A 21645-nucleotide genomic window follows, 5' to 3' on the forward strand; every position below is an offset into this window, starting at 1 on the left:
ACGGGATCTTGCGCTTTACTTGCCCAGCTTACGACGCTGCACGCGGGTACGCTTGAGCATCTTGCGGTGCTTCTTTTTGGACATGCGCTTGCGGCGCTTCTTGATGACTGAACCCATGGGGTCTCCTCACATCGATCGTGTACGTACAGTCTGCGCAGACCAGGTGGATGACACCGTGGGGCCGAAGCCCGTATGTGCCGCCGGGAGCGAGGTGCACACTCGCACACGACACCCACATCCTTGCAGGAATGCACCCAGCATACAGGGCGCGCGCTTCACGACGAAAACAGGGGCCGGAAACTTCTCATCCCACACAACCTAGGGCACCCACCTGCACCCAGGACCGTAGCCGATCCCGAAAAAGCAGGTGGGTGCCCCAGACTCACGAAATAAGTTCGCGTTCAGCCATGGACGCTGGCACGCGCACCGTTGACTTATCTCACGTCTGACTTATCCCACGTCGTAGACGGAGGAGTCCAGGTACTCGCTGACTGCCTTCTCGTGTACGCGGAAGGAACGACCCACGCGCACAGCCGGCAGTTCACCAGAGTGAACCAAACGGTAGACCGTCATCTTCGACACGCGCATAATCTCCGCGACCTCAGCGACGGTCAGGAACTTACCTTTATCTTCATTTGCCATATTTTATATAACCCTTCAGCACCTGGCGCGCTGTAGGCTTCCCCTCCCACAGGACGAACACGCACGTGCCGAAACTAGTCTAGCGTGAATCGTGTGACACTTGCGACCCAAGTGCCACAATTTTTCCAACTAATTGTCAGAAATCACTGTTTTCCCAGTTCGTGGGCACGCTCAGCATTCTTTTCGAGAGCCCGATAAAAAGCTCCGCGCACCCCCGATTCCTCCAATTCGCGGAGTGCAGCAACAGTCGTCCCCGCGGGCGAGGACACCCCGGCACGTAGTGCGACTGGATCTGCACCCTCCTGCTCCAGCATCGCGCCCGCGCCGGCGATGGTGGCACTGACGAGTTCCTGGGCACTATCGCGACTGACACCAAGCGACACACCAGCGTCAATCATCGCCTCAGCCACGAGAAAAATATAGGCGGGCCCAGAGCCAGAAAGCGCAGTCACAGCATCCATCTGAGACTCGGGGACAACGACGACGCGCCCTGTCGCCTCAAGAAGCTTAACTACATAATCCAGTTGGTCTTCGGCCACGAATTTACCGGGCGCGACGGCACAAACACCCTTACCTACCAGCATCGGAGTGTTGGGCATGACACGAACGATCGATGTGCCAGCCGCAGAGATCGCCTCTTCCATCGTCTCGATGGTCACCCCCGCGGCCATGGACACCAGCGTGGTAGCCACATCGTTATCCGCCACGGTGTCAGAGATTTCATCAATCACGTCGACGATGCCAGCAGGCTTAACGCAGAGGAAGACCACGTCTGCGTTTGCCGCAGCTTCGTTGTTGTCGTCGGTGGTGTGGACGCCGTAGCGCTGCCCCAACTCCTCAGCGCGCTGAGGACGCCTATTGGTCACCGTAATGTGTTTTGGATCATGGTCTGAGGCGATAAGGCCAGCGATGAGCGCCTCACCGATCTGGCCTCCGCCGATTACTGCAATTTTGCGCATGGCACTAGCGTGCCACAAATTCACCTATTTAGAGAAGAGTGACCAAGGCAGGGCCGAATGTCATGAGCACACCGACGAAACCTGAGATAGTCATCATGAGACCATCTTTTTCAGTGCGCAATGCCTTGACAACACCAATCATGATCACAGTAACGACGACCGCAAGGACCGCCACCACAAAGGCGTTCAGGTTGGCCCACAGCCACTCGAAACCGAAGAACACTACAACACCAAGGAATAATCCGCCCAGGATCATGCCGACGAGGGCTGGAATATTCATTCCTTCGTCATGTTCTTCGCTCTCTTCGTCGCCGTAAACCTCCTCGCTTTCGTAGTCGTCGAGGTGGCTGTCAACCTCATCTTCGGCAAGCGCAGCAGCAGCAGCGCGATCGCGATCGCGATCGCGTTCCTCACCGATCTCCACACGTTGCAAATCCATCGAGGTATTGGCCACGTCGGTGCGTGGCTCACCTTTTACTGCCGGCATGATACTTGTTTGATCAGCATCCTGTGCCGATGCCTGCTTCGCTGCCGGCTCCTCGTCGACCTTTTCGATGACAGCTGTCTCATTAGCCTTTGGGGCCTGTGAATTTTCCGGCTCGGGTTCAACAGGCTCGGCCTTCTGAGCAGGCTCGACCTTCTGAGCAGGCTCGACCTTCTGAGCAGACTCGTCCTTCTGAGCAGACTCGTCCTTTTGGGCGGGTTCTGGCGCGTCGATCGGCACACTCGAATGCTTCGCTTCTTCTGGGCGCGCCTCAACCTTACGGAAGGAGCCGGTGAGCTCGGCTACCGAGATACCGCCCTCTTCAAGGCTCCGGCGACGGCGACGCCGCGGACGCTCGCTGCCTTCCGGATTATCTTTTCCGGCACGCGCGAGCAGCTCTGCAACCGTCAGCTGCTTGTCATTGTCTGACATCTACTCGTCAACTCCCTCATCGAAACCATCCAAACCCTTATCGATACGACGAAGAATCACACCTTCACGCAATGCCCAAGGGCAGATCTCTAACTTATCAAGCTTAAGCGCTCTCATGCTGGCTTCCGCAACTAGGGCACCCGCAACGATCTGATGAGAGCGGTCAGAGCTAATGCCTTCCAGCTCTGCTCGATCAGCAGCAGTCATCCGCGAAATGAATGCAATCAGCTGGCGTAAACCCGGTGCTGTCAGCGCCCATTTCACAAACGGACCTTCCACCGACGGGGCGGCACCCGTTAACCGAGCCAACGTACGGAACGTTTTCGACGTTGCCACCGCATGACCTGGCGGGCCCAACGCCGCAACATCAGCTGCTGGACCTGCAAGCTCTGCATCAATGAAATCACGTAGAGCATTGATCTTCTTGCGCGCGGGTGCTTCATCGGTGCCAGTGGAAATCTCCAGTGAAACCCCACCGATATCGAGGTTGGTGATCCGCCCAACAGACCAGCCGTACCAGCGTCGAGGAGCGAGAAACGTCAGTTGTGCCTCTTCTTCACCCGAGAGCACCTCAAGACGCACTCCGGTTTCTTTCTCAACGTGATTAAGAACCTGGTCACAGTTGGTGGCAGACCGCACCGCTGAGGTTGCAAATGTAATCATCTCGGCGCACTTCAATGTAGAGGCAAGATCCGCCCCCTCCTTGACAGCAGTAGTGAGCTTCTTCATGCCCTTCTCGTCGATCGCGCCGGTACTGTCAAGCATCTCGACCAGCCGGAGCGACTGCTTCCAGTCGCTCAACGGAGTGGGGCGACCACCATAACGCGCGTCAACCGCTACGAGGTGGACGGTATTGCTGCCCACATCTAATACACCTAATCTCACACGTTCTAGGGTAGACGGTCTACGGTGATGAAGTGTGAATCAACCAGTATTTCTAGGGTTCCCTGCTAACTCCCCCGCTGGCAAATCTATCCGCGCGGGACGTGAAGTCCCACCAGATTTCCCCCGCGAATGGTTTGAATTCGTCCACCCAGACGACCCCAACCACATCTTTTCCATTGACCTGACCTGGATCGAATCCACTTGGCAGTGCCGTTTCGGCACCGATAAGTGCCACGGAATGATGGAGTCACTGCCCGTCGTTGGTTGCTGCAACCACGGCGCCTACCTCTCTGACGAAGCTGACCGCGACAACCTCTATAACGCCGTCGCCGAGATGCCCGCCAAGTATTGGCAGCTGCGCCCAGACGGCGTGGACGCCTTCATCGAGGAGGCAGACCCGACAGTGTTAGAGCCGTGGCTGGAGTGGGACGACGACGAAGACGAACCCTCCATCAAAACACTGGTAGTTGACGGTGGCTGCATCTTCGCTAACCGTGGCGGGGACGACAATCCCACCGGCCCGGGCTGCGCACTACATCAGTGGGCAGTAGCAGAAGACCGAGACATCTTAGTATCCAAACCAGAGGTGTGCTGGCAAGTTCCGTACTCACGGGAAGATGCGTGGGAGGAGCGTTCCGACGGCGTCGAAATCCTGCGCACCACCATCAGTGAATACCACCGCCGCCAGTGGGGTGACGGTGGGGAAGAATTTGATTGGTGGTGCTCCGGCGATATCGGCTGCCATGAGGGCGGAGAACCTGTGTGGCAAACGATGGCTGATGAACTTCGTGGACTTATCGGCGATAAGCCCTATGAGATCGTGGCGCAGCACTGTCGTAAGCGCCAGAAACTCCCCGATATATACAAGGCTGTCCATCCGGCCACGCTGGCAGCATCTACAACAGCAAACGCGACCCCTAATACGGGTAGTACGGGCGAACGAGAATAACTGAGGTGAGGGCGCGAGTGAGCAGACTATAAGTCTTCCGCGGCTTCTTCTCTCACGGCAGAGCCGTCAATATTGATCTCAATTTCCTCAGAAATCAACACGCTGCCCGAGTCGAGCACAGCGTTCCAGACCACCCCAAAGTCAACCCGATTAATCACTGTGGTTGCATGAAATCCGACGCGTATATTCCCCAGATGATCCTGTTCCGTTCCGCTGACGTGGACATTAAACGTAACTGGGCGGGTGACCGCCATAATCGTCAAATCGCCAGTTGCGTACACCGTGTCCGAGCCTTGAAATTGTATGTCAGTAGAGACAAAACTCATGTCAGGATAGGTGCGCACGTCGAGAAAATCGGCACTCCGAAGGTGAGCATCACGCCGCGGTTGACGCGTAGAGAGCGATGCCGCATCCACATGGGCGATGATGTGGGATTTTTCAGGGGCACCCTCGTTGATCAGGATCGTGGCATTCCAATCTTCGAATGTTCCCTGGACGCGACTGATCATCGCGTGCCGCGCGGTGAAGCTAATAGCGGAGTGGTCAGGATCGAGTTGGTAATAACCGTCGATATTCATGGCGCCACCTTGATTCTTTCTGCGTTTCAGTTATGCGTCTTTGGTTTTATGAAAATTACAAAGACAAATCTTAACAAAGACATAGACTTGAAAACGTAAGATAGGTATTTTCCAGGGAAAATGGTATTTTACTACCAGAAAAAAGGGGGTATTTGTGTTAATCGACACGGCAAGGGGTAATATCGGCCCTGTACCGAAGTAAGTATCGAGGACAGATTCGCATACTCTGCCGAGAGAACATAAGGTGCGGTAAAGCTACTTTGATCTTTCGCGAAAGGGAATTATATGACACGCCAAGAAGAATTGAACTCCATGCTGAACGGAATCGCCAGCGACCTTACTGGGTTTATTGGCGCATCCGTTGTTGATATGACCACGGGCATGTCTTTGGCAGCAGTAAGCAACCGTGCAGACTTTGACCTAGAAGTCGCATCCGCCTACAACTCCGAGATGGTCAAGGCGAAACTGAAGACAATGCGGGCATTGAATATCAAAACCGGTTTGCAGGATATGCTGATCACTTTGGACGATCAATTCCACCTCATCCGTCTCCTGTCCCAGGATCAATTCGTTTACGCTGCGGTATCAAGCCAGGACACCAACCTTGCTATTCTCCGCTCGGTGGTGAATCAACACCTCAACAAGATTAGTTGAGCAGGATCCTCAGCGGACGGGCAGTACGCTCACCTCAGGGAAGTCGGCGGCAACGAGCTTCCACATTCGGAAGAAATCACCGCCGCTGAGGCTTCCACCCCAGTTGATCACTCTCCACCTCCGGAGGCTCCGGAACGCTCCGACGGTTTTAGAGATCCAATACAGAATCCATACCAGATGCAGGATGGCTCACCAGAGTCTGCACCTCCTCCACCTAGCGGTATGTACCCTGATAGCGGATCCGAAAATACTCTCCCTCCTCAGAGCCAACCCCGGCAGCAGAAGGAAAACAATGACACGCCATTTAGCTTGCGGGGGTGGATCGACAGGTGGCGACCTTCGCCGTAGCTATCACCCTAGTTCTCCGTAGGTCGAAGCAGCTGATAGAAGCTCACGATGAAAAACATTTAAGGGCAGTGCACATCCGCGCACTGCCCTTAAATATTCTCGTTTTAACCTTTAGGGTGCCGGTAGCGCACCTGGTCAAGTTCGTCAAGATCGGTGTGCAGCGGAAGGCCTTGTTCCAACCGCCAGGCCCGTTCGGCGCGGCGTGCCTGCACAAGCTCCCGTTGAGTTAAAGGACGCGATTGCGGTTTCGCTTCTGGCTGAACCGTTTCTTCGATTTTCTTAACTTGAGCTGGCAGCCTTTCTAGCCTGGTATCTTCACTGAAACTAGGCAGAGAATAAGCCTGCGTGAAATCTGCGCCTAGCTCGACCCCCAGTTCTGCTGCGAGCTCGTCGCCAAGATCTGCGCCTCCAGGCTCCGCGTCTGCCGGCTCTGCGCCTGCCAGCTCTGCGTGTAGTACAGGTTCCTCACTGCGTTCAGCAACCTCAACCTCGCGCATGTCCATAACCGCTGTTTCTAACGACTCCTTGGAGAGCGAGTCACCTGCCACAGCACCATAATCATGGTTGCTGATGGTGGGCACACGCCGAGACGTGTCGTCCGCGGCAACGCTGTCTACCGGGTCAGTTGCCGCAAACCATGCCACGTTTATGGAATACGTGCCGTCAGAATAATCTGTCACGCTCATAATGTCGCGTGGACGTGGGTCAGGCAAAGTCAGCGGTGGAACATGCTCAGCATCCCCTTGAGGGTAACCGATATCCAGTGCGATGGATGATTCTATCGCGTAACCGCGCGCAGCCACAGGCGCCGTTGGGTCTTCCTCTTTCGCAGCCCGCATGTAACGCAACACTGTGTCTCGAGCATCGTGGTCAAAAGCCCCAACAACGCGACCATCGATAAGCGCTACCGGTTCACCGACCATTTCGATGAGGACGACGAACCACTGCCCAGGTGATGCAAGGGCCAAGTCATGGTCCTCAAAATCACCCAGCGTTGTATCGATATATATCGCTTCGCCTGGGGGTAAGACCAGAACATCACTCGACACATTATTGCGTGGCACTGTCAGTTCTGGAGGGGGCAGGAAAACATCAACCTCTGGGGTCCCGTCTTCGCCCAAAGAAATTCCAGCAATAGTTTCCGGCATAAACCCAGAACCAAGCACCCGGTCAACGTCACGATATTCCTCGCGGATATCAGCACCAATTTCCCCGAGGATGCCGTACTGCCACCGCACCCTCCACGCATCGGTACTAGGGTCACCGTATAACACCACGGGGATTAGGCTCTCCTCTTCTGTGGGAGAGTAGTGAGAGAAAACCGTTGCACTAACTATGTGGTCTACCGGGATACGGCGGTAATAACCTAGCGCCGACGGAGGCAACAAGTAATGCGGGCGCTCAACCACCGTGATCCACCTCCCCTTCGCATAAAACAAGTCATTTCTGGTTCATTAATTCTTGTCCTTCATATTCTATGCCTTATCGGCCTATGCTTCGAACTTGTAGCCCAAACCACGCACAGTTATCAGTTGTTTCGGGCGAGACGGTTCTGCTTCAATCTTGGAACGCAAGCGCTTTACGTGGACGTCTAACGTTTTGGTGTCCCCTACATAATCTGCTCCCCAAATGCGGTCGATGAGCTGACCCCGAGTAAGCACCCGCCCGGCGTTGCGCAATAGGTACTCCAACAGGTCGAACTCTTTCAGTGGCATGGGGACAGGCTGGCCGTCGACAAGCACCGTGTGCCGCTCAACGTCCATCTTTACCCTGCCACCTTCGAGGATCTGCTCCTCAAAGATCTCTTCGCCCTCCGCATCCGGGCCGCGGCGCAACACAGCGCGAATCCTGGCGATGAGTTCGCGGGAGGAATAAGGCTTGGTCACGTAGTCGTCAGCACCAAGTTCTAGGCCAACAACCTTGTCGATCTCAGAATCGCGTGCGGTGACCATGATGATGGGCACCTGGGACACAGCGCGCAGCTGCTTGCACACGTCGGTGCCTGACATGCCGGGCAGCATGAGGTCGAGCAGGACTAGATCGACCTCGTTGGCGTTGAACTCGTCAAGTGCGGTTGGTCCGTCGGGGGCAACAATCGCCTCGAAACCTTCCTTCCGCAGCAAATATGCAAGCGGATCCGCAAGCGATTCCTCGTCTTCCACGATGAGGATGGTCGTCGTCATTGCTTCTCCTTTTCTTTCCGACGCGTGGTCACGCGAGTGACTGCCTCACGCAACGTGGGCGATGCTGCCTGATCATCGTCTTCCTGCACATCCAAAAATTCAGGTTCGGGTTCAGGAATATACATGGGAAGTTCAATTGTAAAAGTGGATCCCGTGCCAGGACGAGACCATAACTTAATATTACCGCTGTGGTTGGCCACCACATGCTTAACGATAGCCAGACCTAGCCCCGTTCCCCCGGTCGAGCGTGATCGGGCCTTGTCGACGCGGAAAAAACGCTCGAAAACACGCTTTTGATTCTCCGGCTCGATGCCAATACCACGGTCGGTGACCCGAATCAGGACTACCGATTCTCGCACTACCTTCTGGGTAATGCTGACCGGCTGGGATTTCGGCGAGTAGTTCACCGCATTTGAGATCAGGTTGGACACCGCCATCACCAACATGGAGCGATCGCCGTTCACCATTACCCCCGTTGGTTCACTACGAGTTAGCTCAATCCCGAGGTTATCCGCCGCCACTTGGTTTCGGGTAATGGCTTCATCAATAATGTCGTCCACTTTCACCGGACACATCTCCGGCAACGCTTCAGCGCCCTGCAGCTTGGACAAACTGATCAGTTCAGTAATCATGTTGGACATGCGCTGGGATTCTTTCACCAGCTTCTCGCCGAAGTAGGTCACCATCTCAGGGTCATCTGGGTCCTGCAGCAGTGCCTCCGCAAGAAGGGACATACCACCGACAGGTGTTTTAAGTTCGTGCGAGACGTTGGCTACGAAATCGCGACGTGCAGATTCCATCCGCACATTTTCTGATTCATCCGTGCCGTACACGATGATGAAGTAGTTATCTACCAAAGTCAACGGCTTCACCACCGCCTGCACGTCGGACACCCGGTTACCGGTGGAGCGTCGTGGAATCTCCAAGTCCAGTGTGCGAGTTTCCAGGTCGTCGAAAACCTCTTGGCCCACTTTCCACACCTCGGGGTTTAAGGTGCGGTCATGCACGATCGCCATTTCGTGGGCGCGGGAATTCGACAAGATCACTTCGCCGGAGCGGTCCACCACCGTAATCCCAGTCGGGGATCCCTGGATTGCCAGGTGAAGGACTTGGCTGACGGTGGTGACCCGATTGTCCTGCAGACTCGCCGAATTTCGGGCCTGGTCACGCCGACGTCGCACCCACCGGACTACCGGAAAGGAGATCACAGTGAGCGTGGCACCGAGGAGAAAGAAAAGCAGCTCAGTCAAGGCTCTCAGTCAAGGCTTAAGTACAGCGGTTTACTTGGAGCCTTGGTTTGCCACGGCTGCGGCACCTGCTGCCGCTGCCTCTGGGTCCAGGTAGGTTCCACCTGGGTTAGCAACCTTGCCCTCTGGGGTGATTTCGTAGACCAAGGGCTGGCCAGTGGGGATGTTCAGGCCTGCGATCTCGTCGTCAGAGATATTGTCTAGGTACTTCACCAGCGCGCGCAGGGAGTTGCCGTGTGCTGCCAGCATAACGTTTTCGCCCTTCCGTGCGCGTGGCAGGATCTCGTCGATCAGGTAGGGCACGAAGCGCTCCACAACGTCCTTCAAACACTCAGTGCGTGGCACCTCTGGCAGGAACCCGTAGCGTGCGTCGTCGGTCTGCGCGTACTGGTTGTCGGTGTCGATCTCTGGTGGTGGGGTGTCGTAGGAACGGCGCCAGGTCATGAACTGCTCTTCGCCGAACTCGTCGCGGATCTCGGTCTTGTTGAGGCCTTGCAGCTTGCCGTAGTGGCGTTCGTTGAGGCGCCAATTGCGCACCACTGGAATCCAGTGACGGTCAGCCGCGTTGAGGCTGATGTTTGCGGTGCGGATCGCGCGACGCAGCAGTGAGGTGTACACCACGTCTGGCAGCATGCCCTTTTCCTTGAGCAGCTTGCCTGCAGCGACAGCCTCGGCCTCGCCCTGCTCGGTTAGGTCAACATCGACCCAGCCGGTAAACTGGTTGGACTTGTTCCATTCAGACTGGCCGTGACGGACCAGAATTAAATTTCCGTTAGTCATAGTTCCAAGTTTGCCACTTTCTCGTCAGTTTTGCTGAGCTTAACGACGATTGCCGCGACCAACTCACCAGCTTTGAGATCGCCGAGGAGCTTGTTGTGGCTTCTTATGCGCCTTCTGGGCGACGCGTCGCCTCGGAAGTGTCGATTTCTGCCAGCGCTTTGCCATAAACATCGCGCATTACTTCGGCAGACCTCTCCCACGAAAACTGTTGCGCTCTCTCCACTGCCGCCTCGGCCATAGTGTGGCGCAGGGAATCGTCGTCAAGCACCCTTTCTAAAGCATCGGCCCAGGCCTGCGGGTCATGCCCATCAACGAGTAAACCTGTCTTGCCGTCGGCCACCGCGATCGGCAACCCTCCTACGCGCGCGGCAACCACGGGTGTGCCGGTGGCTTGCGCTTCAATGGCAACGAGGCCAAAGGATTCGTTATAGCTAGGCACAGCGACCACGTCGGCGGCCTGGTAGATAGCGACGAGTTCTTCGGGCGGGCGCGGCTCAAGGAAGCGGATACGGTTACCCAAGCCCAGCTTGTGCGCCATGGCACGGTAAAAATGCACCGACGAGTTATTGCCGGAAGCGCCACCGCACATCAGCACGCGCACGTTGCGCTCTGGGTTACGCTCAATCATCTCGGCCACGGCGCGGATCAGTACTTGCGGGCCTTTGAACTCCTGGAGGCGACCCACAAACGCGATGACTTTTGTGTGCAGTGGAACGCCTAGGTCTCGGCGTGCGTTTTCGGTATTGCGGTTGGTGCCTGGGGTGAACAGTTCCACATTCGCCCCGGGGGTAACCACGGCGACTTTCTGCGGATCTACGTCGTAGTGGTTGCAGAGCTCATCGATCTCGTCGTAGGTGTTCACCACGAGCACGTCCGCGTTATCCACGAGTTGCTGCTCGCAGATGCGTCGGGCCTCGCTTTCCGACGAATCACTGTCCGAGCGGTGCGCATTTTTCACGGCCGCCCACGTGTGGCCGGTAAAGATGAGGGGTATATCCCAGAGGTCGCGCAGCAGCCAACCAACTTGGCCGGAGAGCCAGTAGTGGGCGTGGATCAGGTCATAGTGCAGTGCGTTGTTGCGGGTGAACTGCACGATCCCGCCTGCGAATGCTGCCAGCTGGGTGGGTAATTCTTCTTTCCCTAGGCCTTCGTAAGGCCCGGCCACCACATTAATCACGCGGAAATTCTCGCTGACCTGCACTATTTCGCCTTGGCTGGGGCGTGTGGCACGGGTAAAAACGTCTACAGTGACACCCTGTTTTGCCAGTTCGCGGGCTATATTGAGGATGTACACATTCATTCCGCCTGCATCGCCTGTGCCCGGTTGTTCCAGCGGCGAGGTGTGCATGGAGATCATCGCAACGCGCATAGGTTTAATGTTATAGCAAAGGTTTGGGCGCTATTCCCGTTATACTCGGTTGCTAGCTTGCCCAAATGATTATGTGAGGTTGTAGTATGTCGGCACCTGTTGGCTCTGAGAACGCTAAAGAAAAAGTGTGGTTACAGCACTACACACCGTGGACCCCGCCCTCGCTGGACTACGGCGACACAACATTGCTGGACATCTACGACAACAACTTGGCCATCAACGCCGATAAGCCAGCAACCTGGTTCTTCGGAAAACGGCAGACCTATGGCGAGCTGGACAAGGTGGTGCGTCGCGCAGCTGCTGGACTCAAAGCCTTTGGTGTGCGCCCTGGTGACCGCGTGGTGATCATGCTGCCCAACTGTCCGCAGCACATCGCCGCGTTTTATGCCGTGCTGAAGTTGGGTGCGACAGTGGTCGAGCACAATCCGCTCTATACCGCTCACGAGTTGCGCGAACAGTTCAACGATCACGGAGCCCGCGTTGCCATTGCATGGGATAAGTCTGCCGCAACACTGGAAGAACTGCGTGGGACAACCGACTTGGAAACCGTCGTGAGCGTGAACATGGTCAACGCTATGCCTCAGCTGAACCAGTTTGCTTTGAAGTTACCGATCAAAAAATTGCGCGATATGCGGGACCAACTCACTGCGCCAGCCCCAAACACGGTGCCGTGGGAAGCCCTGATCGGTTCTGCCATCGGTGGCGAGGGGGACGATATTGAGTCAGCCCCATCCGTCACCAAGGATTCGCCGGCACTTGTGCTCTATACCTCGGGAACCACCGGCACTCCCAAGGGTGCGGAGCTTAGCCACGGCAACCTTTTTGCTAACCTGCTTCAAGGCAAAGCATGGGTGAAGGAACTCGGCGACCATGAGGAGCGCATGCTTGCTGCCCTGCCCCTGTTCCACGCTTATGGGATGACAATGGTGGGAACATTGTCCGTCTATATCGGTGCCGAAATGATTCTTCTTCCGGCGCCGCGCATCCCGCTGATTATGGATGTGATGAAAAAGCGCACGCCCACCTGGGTGCCGGGCGTGCCGACGCTCTACGAAAAGATCGGCGAAACCGCCGAGCAGGAAGGCATTGAGATCAAGGGAATCCGCAACGCGTTTTCCGGCGCTGCGACCCTGCCGGTATCTACCGTAGAAAAGTGGGAAGAGCTCACCGGTGGCCTGCTGGTGGAAGGCTACGGCCTCACTGAGACCGCACCAATTTTGATTGGCAATCCGATGAGCGAGGCGCGCCGACCCGGCTACATCGGTGTCCCCTTCCCCGACACCGACATCCGGATTGCCAACCCAGACAACCTCGACGAGACTCAGCCGGACGGCACAGAAGGGGAAATCCTCGCGCGTGGCCCCCAGGTTTTTCAGGGCTACCTGAACAACCCAGAGGCCACGGAGGCGGCGTTCCACAACGGCTGGTTCCGCACCGGTGACATAGGCGTGATGGAGGAAGACGGCTTTATCCGCCTGGTTTCGCGCCTCAAGGAAGTCATCATCACCGGTGGTTTCAATGTCTACCCTGGCGAGGTGGAAGAAGTTGTCCGCGAGCACCCCGACGTTGTCAACGTCGCGGTTGTTGGCCGCCCCCGCGAGGACGGCTCCGAAGATGTGGTGGCGTGTGTCACGCTGCGTTCCGGTGCTGCTCTCGATCCAGAGGGGATGAAGGAATTCACCCGCCAGCGTCTCACTCGCTACAAAGTGCCCCGCACGTTCTACCACTTTGAGGAACTGGCTAGTGACCAGTTGGGCAAGATCCGTCGTCGTGAAGTACAGCAGGATTTGCTGCGCTTGCTGGAAAGAAAGAAGTGAGGAGGAGATTTCACACACATTATCCCTCCAAAATACGTGAGTAATTCCTCACGTTCGGCGCTTTTCTGCAATACTGGGTGTCTGCTAATAGTAAGCACCACCAAAGCACAAGAAAGGCGCCGATTACCGTGACCGAGACTGCATCCGCGTTCGAGACTAAGGCCTGGCTTTCCCAGTACGCCGAGTGGACACCTTCCACCTTAGACTATGGCGATACCACGTTAGTCGACTCCTACAATGAGAATCTGGCGAAGAATGCGAATAAACCTGCAACGTGGTTTTTCGGCCGTTCCCAGACTTACAAGGAACTTGATGAGCAGGTACGTGCCACCGCTGCCGGTCTGAAAGCCCTCGGCGTGCGCTCCGGTGACCGTGTGGCCATCGTTTTACCTAACTGCCCGCAGAACATCGCCGCGTTCTACGCTGTGTTGAAGTTGGGTGCGGTCGTCGTCGAGCACAATCCGCTATACACAGCGCATGAGCTGACCGGCATGTTCCAAGACCATGGTGCCCGCGTTGCCATCGTGTGGGATAAAGCCGCGCCCGTTATAGACATGATGCGCGCCGACACCAAGATCGAAACCATTGTGTCAGTCAACATGATCGAGGCCATGCCACGGCTCCAGCAGCTCGCACTCAAGCTACCGATCCCGCAGATCCGCGACAAACGCGCACAGCTTTCCGGCCCAGCCCCGGACACCGTGGCATGGAAGACGTTGCTTTCCGACGCGATGGGTGGCCGCGCTGCCGATGTTGAACTTCCCGAAAACGTCACCAAAGAAGACCCCGCGGTGGTGCTGTATACCTCCGGCACTACCGGCGCGCCAAAGGGTGCGGTGCTAACCCACGGCAACATTATGGCTAATTGCAAGATGGGCGAGGCGTGGGTGCCACGCCTCGGCGAATCCGACGAACGGATGCTGGGCGCTTTGCCCATGTTCCACGCCTACGGCATGACCTTGATCGGTGCGCTATCGGTGTATATCGGTGGCGAGATGGTGCTCATGCCAGCACCACGTATCCCACTGATCATGGACATTATGAAAAAGCACACCCCCACCTGGATCCCGGGTGTGCCTACCTTGTACACCAAGATCATTGAGGCGGCAAAGCAGCAGGGCGTGGAAATTAAAGGGATCCGCAACGCGTTGTCCGGTGCGGCTTCCTTGCCTGAGGAGACCGTGGACGAGTGGGAAGATCTGACCGGTGGGCTGCTGGTGGAAGGCTACGGTTTGACCGAAACATCGCCGGTGATCGTGGGGAACCCGATGAACACCAATCGTCGCCCTGGTTATATTGGTGTGCCATTCCCGGATACTGAGATCCGCATCGCCAATCCCGAAAACCTTGATGAGACCCAGCCCGACGGCACCGAGGGCGAGCTGCTCGTGCGCGGCCCGCAGGTGTTCGATGGCTACTTGAATAACCAGCAAGCCACCGAAGAAGCCTTCCATGATGGATGGCTGCGTACCGGTGACATCGCATTCATGGAGCCAGACGGCTTCATCAAGATTGTTTCCCGCCTGAAGGAAGTCATCATCACCGGAGGCTTCAACGTTTATCCCGCCGAGGTGGAAGATGCTGTGCGTTCTCACCCAGATGTGGAAAACGTGGCCGTCGTCGGGCGCCCTCGCGAGGACGGCTCTGAAGACGTTGTCGCCTGTGTCACCCTGCGTGACGGCGCAGCCCTCAACCCAGATGGGCTGAAGGCTCACGCCCGCAACCAGCTGACCCGCTACAAAGTGCCGCGCACCTTCTACCACTTCGAGGAGCTCGCCAGCGATCAGCTGGGCAAGATCCGTCGTCGTGAAGTGCAAGAAGACCTGCTCAAGCTCCTGAACAGGAAAAAATAGATTTTCGCTTGACGACGACCACGATGCACTACAACTTCGTACTAAGGTAACTGTTTATGAAAAGTCCAGGGTTCGCCGTAGTTGCGTTTTTGTGCGCGTTAATCGTTTTGGTCACCGGCTATTTCGCAGCGGTAGAAACAGGAGATTTACTGGAGCAAGCCTCACAGGTTTCGGGTGGAGGGTTCCCTTATGCGGCTGGGATTTTCGTCTTCAGCGCAGCGGTAGGTGTCTGTCTCGCGTATCTAGGCGTGCTCCTTCTCTTAGGGTGGAACTCGCAAAAGGCACTTAGTGCGATCCAGTTGGCCGTCTTAGTCGGCTGTGCAGCAGCGGTTCTCTCGTCGATTGCATTCATTGCTGTGACGGGCCTGTTTAACGCGACAGGAGCAATAGGGGTAATGCTCGCCATCACTGGAACTCCCGTTGTTTACAAGGTTGCAGCGTTAACCAAAAATGATCTTGCACAAAACGAGTCTGAAAGCTAAGGATGTCCGTACCACGCCACGTACTTTTCATTCATACCAGTGAATTCGATCTGCTGCGCACGCACCACCGGCTCAGTACCCAGTAATTCCGCTGCTAGCGGAATTATGACGCTACATGGATTGTGACCGGATGAATCGATCCCACGCTGCGTTCAGAGTTTACTGGGCAATATTTGTCGTCGTGAAGCGCAAAAGCCCGCCCAAAACAATGAACAAACAAAATTAACAAAATCCCGCTTGTCACACGTGTCACTGCCGTTAGCATGAGCCCCAGTGGGCTACAGTGAACTTCGTTACATCTTCCCCACCTAGATAAGGACGCACTATGTTCAACCCATACACCTTGAATTCCTTGACCCACACCGTCGCAGAAGACATTGATGGCGTCCGTGGCGCTGCCATCATCGACCTGGAACTCGGTCTTGCACTGACCGACCAAAGCAATAGCACCATTTCCAACATGGACCTCGTCGGCGGACATTATGCTGTAATGCTCAAGAAAAAGCTGCGCACGCTGACCAAGCTGGGTTCTACCTCACGCCTGAAAACCATCGTGATGAGCTACGAGAATGAGACCCATATCATTTCCGTGGTCGATTCCGAGAGCTTCCTGCTTACTGTTGCTGAGCCCGACGCAGACCCCATTACTGCAATCGATCATGCTATCGATATGGCCCACGCCCCAGCATTCGAATATCAAGCTGCTTAAAGCGTCCCCCCCGGACCCCCAGTACAACGGCCGCCCCACCTTTTATCGACAAGGTTTTGGGGTGGCCACTTTCACTTCCACAGGGTAATATTTTTCGGTTTCCGTGCACCCCCAGAGTGATTCTCTGCCCTGAAGAAAGGCATGTATTCGGTCAAATCGAGAAGAACCGAAAAATAGGCGTGCGCAAGATACGTTTCCCCGAACCTGTTGGGCCCTGCGATAACGTTTAGGCGTTGCGGTTTTCCCTGCACTAAACGCAGCGGGCCAACACTTTCCGACTCGCGTTGCATGCCCGATCTTCCACCTAACACATGTCCCTTCTTGACCAATCCAATACCCCAGGGGGTATAGTGGGTGGGGCTAGTCACTCTCCACCACAGGAATCAAAAGAAAGGATTCTCCATCATGTGCCGAGCAGTCACCTGTAAGAAGTGCAGCAAAACCACTTGGGCCGGATGCGGCCAACACGTCGACCAAGTCAAGGCCACTGTGCCAACTGGACAGTGGTGCACCTGCCCACGCGAACAGCCCAAAGGCTTCTTCGCTTCCCTTTTCGGTCGCTAAAGAATGCCGCGAAAGAATGCCGCTACCGAATACCGTTTATGAATCAGGAGAACAGAAAACTATGACAACCACAGTGATCGTCGGCGGGGTTGCCGGTGGCATGTCCACCGCAACACGGCTGCGCCGCAACGACGAGGACATGGAGATTATCGTCCTCGAGGCCTCCAACAACGTCAGCTTTGCCAACTGCGGTCTGCCCTACTATGCAGGCGGGATTATCAAAGACCGCGACAAGCTTCTGCTCCAAACCCCGCAGGCTCTGAAAGACCGCTTCAACCTTGATGTTCGCGTAAACACAACCGCAACCAGCATTGATCGCAGGAACCAGACCGTCACGATCACCACCCCCAACGGTGAGACGGAATCGCTCCACTACGACTACCTGGTCCTTTCCCCTGGGGCCACCCCCATCGAGCTGCCCATCGAAGGTATTGAGCGAGCACTCACGCTGCGCACCGTCGAAGATGTCGACGCGATCGTCGATAAGCTCGATGGCGCAAAGACAGTCGCCATCATCGGCGGTGGATTCATCGGCCTCGAACTAGCGGAAAACTTCACGCACCGTGGAATCACCACCACCGTGATTGAGCGCGCACCAGAAATCATGGCGCCGCTGGATACTGAGATGTCCCGCATCGTTCGCACACACCTTGAGGCCAACGGGGTGCGCGTGCTTACCGACGCAGACACGACGCTGATCGACGAGACCTCCGTCCGCCTCGCCGACGGCACCGTTATCCCCGCTGACCTTGTCATTTCTTCTGTAGGCGTAAAACCCGCCTCGGACCTCGCCCGTGAGGCAGGCCTCGAGGTTGGTGCCCGCGGTGGCATCGCAGTAGATGAGCAACAGCGCACCAATGACCCGAAGATTTTTGCCGTGGGCGACGCCGCCGAAAAACGCGACCACAACTTTGGCGAAGCAACCCTGGTTCCCTTGGCACAAACGGCGAACCGCCACGGTCGCCTCGTCGCCGATATCATCACTGGCCGCAACACTCAACGCACCGCTACCTTAGGCACCTCCATTGTGGGCCTGTTTGGCTTGGCTGCTGCGTCGGTGGGCTGGAATGAACGCCGCGCGAAGGCTGCCGGCAAGAACCTGCGTATTATCCACCTGCACCCAGCCGATCATGCGGGCTACTACCCCGGCGCGACTCAGATCCACCTCAAGTTGGTGGTGGACGCCGATACGGACCTGATCCTGGGTGCTCAGGCCGTGGGTGAAAACGGTGTGGATAAGCGGATCGATGTCCTGGCTACTGCCATGCGCGCAGGCCTGACCGCCACTGATCTGGCGGACCTCGAGTTGGCCTACGCGCCACAGTTCGGCAGCGCGAAGGATCCGATCAACATGGCCGGGTTTATCAATGACAATATGGTCAACGGCGAGCAGACCATCCAGTTCTACGAGCTTAACGACGAGCTCGCAGGCGGTGCTGTACTTATTGATGTGCGCGAGGAATCTGAGTTTGCTGCGGGCCACATCCCGGGGGCCGTCAATATTCCACTCAACCAGCTCCGCAACAACGTCGCAGAACTTGTGGCGAGCGACTTCGCAGATAAGCGAGTCATCGTGCATTGCCAAGTTGGCTTGCGCGGGCACACCGCGACCAGCCTATTGCGCAACCATGATGTAGAGGTTGCCAATCTGGACGGAGGTTACCTCACGTGGTCGCTCGCGCAGTAAAAGCAGCAGATGGCGCAACCGACCATGCGGTACCCGGTACAGGAACCGGTACTGTAACCGGTACAGTTAAAAGTATGCATATTACTCCAGAGGAATCCAAGGCTGCCATCACCAGGCTGAAGCGTGCCCGTGGGCAACTCGATGGTGTCATCCGCATGCTCGAAGAAGGCGTGGAGTGCGAGAAGGTAGCCACCCAGATCTCGGCGGTGTCTACCGCCGTCTCCCGCGCAGGCTTCTTGGTGATCTCCGAGGGCATGAAGAAATGCATGGCCGAAGAGGGCGCTGACTCCCTCGACGAGAAGCGCCTAGAAAAGCTGTTCCTGTCGCTGGCGTAAGCGCTTGCCCCAAGCGGCTTACATACGGCATGGCTATGCAAGGTTGATTATGCAGGGTTGATGGGGTTAGCGGCGAGGGCATCAGTGTAGATGGACCCCGCCGCTTGCGCATGTTTACCAGCAAAGAACTCCAACACGGCATGACCGCGCTGTGCCGTAGACAGATCACCTGCTGCTTGGGCGCGTTGCACCAGTGATTCCAGTACTAGGGCTGACTCATGGTGCATCCCCGAGGACGCAAAAATAGCGGCCTGCTGCACCAGAGCATCGCCCTGATAACTCACATGGGGAGCAGTAGTCATATGTTGAGCAACCCACGCGGTGAACTCGCGGGCCTCCTTGAGCTTGCCGATGCGCGCCAGTGGTTCACTTACATCGTCGACAAGGCGCGACAGCCGGTTGTAGAACAAGATATTCTCGTCCGCCTCGGCCCATTGCTGCGCCGGCTGCTTGATCATCTCGCTGAGGCTGGGCCACATCTGGTCGAAGACCTCGCTGTCCATCAGGGTGACAATGCGCAAGCCCGCCGCCAACACCTCGAACTGTGCCTCGGCACTCGGCGCGGGGTCTGTCTCCAATTGGGTCCTGTTGTACCAGTCCAGGGCGGTGTGATACTCGCCCGCATAATAGTAGTTGTCTACCGCGTATGCGATCAGGATTTGGGTGGAGTCCACGTCACCGATTGAATGCGCCACAATCGCAGCCTGGGCCGCTTCTGCCCCAGCTTCTGCGAAGTTGTTCAATGCTGCGAGGTCAAGGGAACTGCTACGGGCAATATCTATGCGTGCGACCTGGGGATCATCGACAACGTCTGGGTCGGCGGCAAGGCAGCGGGCAGCATCGTCGAGGGCTGATTTTGCTTCAATGAGGCGCCCGGCTTGGGAAAGGAGTGCATCCATGCGCATCCCCGCCGTAAAGTTGCCATACCCGCAGGCGATCAGTCCCGCAGTGTAGGAACCGATGGCTTGAGCTGCGGGAGTGCGAAGCTCGTTGCGGGAATGCAGCCCCATCAGCAGCATCATGCCCATGATCACCGCGAACTGTGGGTTTAACCGTGTCACTGTGGGCAATGCTCGCATCGCAGTGGCGTGAACTGGGCGATTCAAATAGCGGGCTGCGTTGAGCAGGTCTACCTCAATGACGGACCGCAAACGGGGATCAAGTGAAGGGTCATCAGCATAGGCCGCCAATTGTTGGGCTGCGTCCTCGCCACGCAGTTGGTCGTCGTCCATCATCTCGCCGCGCAGACGCATGTACTTGTCGTCGTCACGCATAAAGTCGGGCAGTTCTGGGTAGGGTTCATCATCGTCACGTGGAGTGGTGAACACATCGACGATTGTCTGCACGTCTGGGTCGAGGTCCTCGTCCATCCGTGGGTACGCTGGCGGTTGCGCCAGCGGGGCAAGCCCTTCGAGACAGGTCTCGTCAAAGTAGTGTGGCTCCAAGGCAGGTGCGCTAAGCGTCCGGTTGAGAAACGCCACCCGCGTGGTCGTGCCGTTACGACGATCGAACGCCTCAGCCTGCTGATACGCGGGGACAGCACAGGCCTCGGCCAGCTCGGCGCAGGTAACACGCTGTGGATCAATACCTACGGCCTCCTGCCACCGTGGGGAACCAAAGCGTGGCATGCGCACGTCACCAGAACCCATCTGGACCGCAGCCCGGAAGAAATGCAGTAAGTCATTCAGCACCGTGGCTGGTTGCTCAATTGTGGATTCCGTTTGTTCCAGCAGGGCCAGTGCTTTGTCGTTTAGCCCTCCCAACATCAAGAAAGTGGCAGTTTGCACCATGGGGGCTGCGCGTAGTCCGCCGCAGCCAGCGCAGTTGCGCAACACGTGGCGGGCGCGGTTGACGGATTTTTCCAGGCTGGTGTGCTCGGCCATCGGGATGAGCGATTCCGCAAAACAGACCGCTGGCATATAACCGGTGCCACTTCCTGCCTTGGCCATCTCGTCGAGCACAAGGTTGGCGTACTCCCAGTTGGAGGTTTCCAGGTAGGCCATCGCGGCTACGTCGTGTTTATGCAGCCAGCGTGATAGATCAGCGTCGTCGTCGAGCTGATCATACGGGGTGAGGTAGCTGCCGAGCATACCTACTACCTCATCGGCGCGGTCCATGACCTGCAGCACGGTGATGCGGATGTGGCGTGCCTCGTCGTCTGAAAGATACCGATCGGCTAGTGCAAGTGCCTCCATGATGGTCTCAGCGGGCACGTTTACGTCCTGGGGGATGTTCACGATCTGGTGCAGCTCACCGTGGAGCAGGTCATGCAGGGGTTTGCCGTCTGCGTCGACAAGCTCCTGCTGCCCTGCCGCTGCGTTCGGGTGCGCTGGATACCGCGCAGGGTCAGACTCGTGGAGCGCCAACAACTCTTTCAGCTCAGTGTAATGCGACATTCCATGGCCAAGACTGCGTGCCGGCAAAGTGCCAAGGCGGACCCGGTAGGCCAGTGTTTCAGCATCCTGCCCACCGATGGCACGGAGCTTTTCGACGATTTGCTCCCCCACGTCGATCAGTGTGGCGTTGGAGATATCGTCGCTGTGCCATGCGTCTGTCGCCTGGAGAAATTCGTGTTCAAGCTCGTAGAGATCCATGGCGTCTTACAATAATGAATTTCTCAGCTTCCCGCTTGCCGAAGACCAATCCACCCAAAACATGAGAGTTCCCTCACAATAGTCGGCGTGTTGA

At 56.7% G+C, this 21645-nt stretch carries 20 protein-coding genes; 8 read left to right on the forward strand and 12 right to left on the reverse strand.

Annotated features, from left to right (window positions below; all coding sequences use genetic code 11):
• Positions 1–15: 15 nt before the first annotated feature.
• The 5 genes from CKV99_RS10585 to CKV99_RS10605 all read right to left on the reverse strand — a co-directional run bounded on the left by CKV99_RS10585 (position 16) and on the right by CKV99_RS10605 (position 3402).
• Positions 16–117 (reverse strand): 30S ribosomal protein bS22, encoded by a 102-nt coding sequence (locus CKV99_RS10585; RefSeq protein ID WP_012359487.1) that lies wholly within the window; start codon positions 115–117, stop codon positions 16–18.
• A 333-nt stretch (positions 118–450) separates the two neighbouring features.
• Entirely contained in the window at positions 451–642 is a 192-nt protein-coding gene (locus CKV99_RS10590) for a helix-turn-helix domain-containing protein (RefSeq protein ID WP_018581546.1), read from the reverse strand.
• 143 nt (positions 643–785) lie between these two features.
• Complete coding sequence (proC, locus tag CKV99_RS10595) at positions 786–1601, reverse strand: pyrroline-5-carboxylate reductase (RefSeq protein ID WP_092260187.1); 816 nt, start codon at positions 1599–1601, stop codon at positions 786–788.
• Positions 1602–1629: 28 nt separating this feature from the next.
• Positions 1630–2517 (reverse strand): hypothetical protein, encoded by an 888-nt coding sequence (locus tag CKV99_RS10600; RefSeq protein ID WP_092260185.1) that lies wholly within the window; start codon positions 2515–2517, stop codon positions 1630–1632.
• The gene (locus CKV99_RS10605; RefSeq protein WP_092260183.1) at positions 2518–3402 is read right to left on the reverse strand and encodes a Ppx/GppA phosphatase family protein; all 885 of its coding nucleotides are present in this window, start codon (positions 3400–3402) and stop codon (positions 2518–2520) included.
• 34 nt (positions 3403–3436) lie between these two features.
• Here CKV99_RS10605 and CKV99_RS10610 point away from each other — a divergent pair, with 34 nt between their 5' ends.
• Complete coding sequence (locus tag CKV99_RS10610; protein ID WP_092260181.1) at positions 3437–4351, forward strand: hypothetical protein; 915 nt, start codon at positions 3437–3439, stop codon at positions 4349–4351.
• Positions 4352–4377: 26 nt separating this feature from the next.
• Here the strand turns inward: CKV99_RS10610 and CKV99_RS10615 are convergent, their stop codons facing one another.
• On the reverse strand, positions 4378–4929 hold the full coding sequence (locus CKV99_RS10615; protein ID WP_092260179.1) for a YceI family protein: 552 nt from the start codon (positions 4927–4929) through the stop codon (positions 4378–4380).
• Between the two features lie 285 nt (positions 4930–5214).
• Here CKV99_RS10615 and CKV99_RS10620 point away from each other — a divergent pair, with 285 nt between their 5' ends.
• Complete coding sequence (locus tag CKV99_RS10620; RefSeq protein ID WP_092260177.1) at positions 5215–5583, forward strand: roadblock/LC7 domain-containing protein; 369 nt, start codon at positions 5215–5217, stop codon at positions 5581–5583.
• A 452-nt stretch (positions 5584–6035) separates the two neighbouring features.
• Here CKV99_RS10620 and CKV99_RS10625 read toward each other — a convergent pair whose 3' ends face one another.
• From CKV99_RS10625 to mshA, 5 genes are all read right to left on the reverse strand, one after another.
• The gene (locus CKV99_RS10625) at positions 6036–7340 is read right to left on the reverse strand and encodes a hypothetical protein (protein ID WP_143063464.1); all 1305 of its coding nucleotides are present in this window, start codon (positions 7338–7340) and stop codon (positions 6036–6038) included.
• A gap of 81 nt (positions 7341–7421) precedes the next feature.
• Positions 7422–8114 carry a response regulator transcription factor gene (locus tag CKV99_RS10630; RefSeq protein ID WP_092260174.1) on the reverse strand — a complete coding sequence of 231 codons (693 nt, stop codon included), beginning with the start codon at positions 8112–8114 and terminating at the stop codon, positions 7422–7424.
• Positions 8111–9364: a sensor histidine kinase gene (locus tag CKV99_RS10635; protein ID WP_092260172.1), complete on the reverse strand. Its 1254-nt coding sequence runs from the start codon at positions 9362–9364 to the stop codon at positions 8111–8113. Before CKV99_RS10635 ends, CKV99_RS10630 begins: the two co-directional genes overlap by 4 nt.
• Positions 9365–9394: 30 nt before the next feature.
• Positions 9395–10141: a phosphoglyceromutase gene (locus CKV99_RS10640; RefSeq protein ID WP_092260170.1), complete on the reverse strand. Its 747-nt coding sequence runs from the start codon at positions 10139–10141 to the stop codon at positions 9395–9397.
• A gap of 103 nt (positions 10142–10244) precedes the next feature.
• Positions 10245–11510: a D-inositol-3-phosphate glycosyltransferase gene (gene mshA / locus CKV99_RS10645; RefSeq protein WP_092260168.1), complete on the reverse strand. Its 1266-nt coding sequence runs from the start codon at positions 11508–11510 to the stop codon at positions 10245–10247.
• 86 nt (positions 11511–11596) lie between these two features.
• On the opposite strand from mshA, the gene CKV99_RS10650 reads away from it, so the two are divergent.
• The 6 genes from CKV99_RS10650 (at position 11597) to CKV99_RS10680 (ending at position 18957) form a co-directional block, all read left to right on the forward strand.
• Entirely contained in the window at positions 11597–13327 is a 1731-nt protein-coding gene (locus CKV99_RS10650; RefSeq protein ID WP_092260166.1) for a long-chain-fatty-acid--CoA ligase, read from the forward strand.
• 128 nt (positions 13328–13455) lie between these two features.
• On the forward strand, positions 13456–15180 hold the full coding sequence (locus tag CKV99_RS10655; RefSeq protein ID WP_092260164.1) for a long-chain-fatty-acid--CoA ligase: 1725 nt from the start codon (positions 13456–13458) through the stop codon (positions 15178–15180).
• 56 nt (positions 15181–15236) lie between these two features.
• Positions 15237–15662 carry a hypothetical protein gene (locus CKV99_RS10660; protein WP_092260161.1) on the forward strand — a complete coding sequence of 142 codons (426 nt, stop codon included), beginning with the start codon at positions 15237–15239 and terminating at the stop codon, positions 15660–15662.
• 325 nt (positions 15663–15987) lie between these two features.
• A complete protein-coding gene (locus CKV99_RS10665; RefSeq protein WP_092260159.1) occupies positions 15988–16371 on the forward strand; it encodes a roadblock/LC7 domain-containing protein in 384 nt (127 codons plus the stop codon).
• A 625-nt stretch (positions 16372–16996) separates the two neighbouring features.
• Positions 16997–18622, forward strand: coding sequence for an FAD-dependent oxidoreductase (locus CKV99_RS10675; RefSeq protein WP_092260155.1), 1626 nt, complete (start codon positions 16997–16999; stop codon positions 18620–18622).
• 74 nt (positions 18623–18696) lie between these two features.
• Positions 18697–18957: a metal-sensitive transcriptional regulator gene (locus CKV99_RS10680; protein ID WP_092260254.1), complete on the forward strand. Its 261-nt coding sequence runs from the start codon at positions 18697–18699 to the stop codon at positions 18955–18957.
• A gap of 47 nt (positions 18958–19004) precedes the next feature.
• Here the strand turns inward: CKV99_RS10680 and CKV99_RS10685 are convergent, their stop codons facing one another.
• On the reverse strand, positions 19005–21551 hold the full coding sequence (locus CKV99_RS10685; protein ID WP_092260153.1) for a hypothetical protein: 2547 nt from the start codon (positions 21549–21551) through the stop codon (positions 19005–19007).
• Positions 21552–21645: the final 94 nt, after the last annotated feature.

Origin of the sequence: Corynebacterium cystitidis, from assembly GCF_900187295.1 — a bacterium.
GTDB lineage: Bacteria > Actinomycetota > Actinomycetes > Mycobacteriales > Mycobacteriaceae > Corynebacterium > Corynebacterium cystitidis.

What these genes read in the sequence shown, in the direction of transcription:
- CKV99_RS10660 (WP_092260161.1), top strand. Translation starts at nt 15,237, where the DNA reads ATGAAAAGTCCAGGGTTCGCCGTAGTTGCGTTTTTGTGCGCGTTAATC.
- mshA (WP_092260168.1), bottom strand. Translation starts at nt 11,510, where the DNA reads ATGCGCGTTGCGATGATCTCCATGCACACCTCGCCGCTGGAACAACCG.
- CKV99_RS10665 (WP_092260159.1), top strand. Translation starts at nt 15,988, where the DNA reads ATGTTCAACCCATACACCTTGAATTCCTTGACCCACACCGTCGCAGAA.
- CKV99_RS10685 (WP_092260153.1), bottom strand. Translation starts at nt 21,551, where the DNA reads ATGGATCTCTACGAGCTTGAACACGAATTTCTCCAGGCGACAGACGCA.
- CKV99_RS10680 (WP_092260254.1), top strand. Translation starts at nt 18,697, where the DNA reads ATGCATATTACTCCAGAGGAATCCAAGGCTGCCATCACCAGGCTGAAG.
- CKV99_RS10590 (WP_018581546.1), bottom strand. Translation starts at nt 642, where the DNA reads ATGGCAAATGAAGATAAAGGTAAGTTCCTGACCGTCGCTGAGGTCGCG.
- CKV99_RS10600 (WP_092260185.1), bottom strand. Translation starts at nt 2,517, where the DNA reads ATGTCAGACAATGACAAGCAGCTGACGGTTGCAGAGCTGCTCGCGCGT.
- CKV99_RS10585 (WP_012359487.1), bottom strand. Translation starts at nt 117, where the DNA reads ATGGGTTCAGTCATCAAGAAGCGCCGCAAGCGCATGTCCAAAAAGAAG.
- CKV99_RS10620 (WP_092260177.1), top strand. Translation starts at nt 5,215, where the DNA reads ATGACACGCCAAGAAGAATTGAACTCCATGCTGAACGGAATCGCCAGC.
- CKV99_RS10650 (WP_092260166.1), top strand. Translation starts at nt 11,597, where the DNA reads ATGTCGGCACCTGTTGGCTCTGAGAACGCTAAAGAAAAAGTGTGGTTA.
- CKV99_RS10640 (WP_092260170.1), bottom strand. Translation starts at nt 10,141, where the DNA reads ATGACTAACGGAAATTTAATTCTGGTCCGTCACGGCCAGTCTGAATGG.
- CKV99_RS10675 (WP_092260155.1), top strand. Translation starts at nt 16,997, where the DNA reads ATGACAACCACAGTGATCGTCGGCGGGGTTGCCGGTGGCATGTCCACC.
- proC (WP_092260187.1), bottom strand. Translation starts at nt 1,601, where the DNA reads ATGCGCAAAATTGCAGTAATCGGCGGAGGCCAGATCGGTGAGGCGCTC.
- CKV99_RS10630 (WP_092260174.1), bottom strand. Translation starts at nt 8,114, where the DNA reads ATGACGACGACCATCCTCATCGTGGAAGACGAGGAATCGCTTGCGGAT.
- CKV99_RS10615 (WP_092260179.1), bottom strand. Translation starts at nt 4,929, where the DNA reads ATGAATATCGACGGTTATTACCAACTCGATCCTGACCACTCCGCTATT.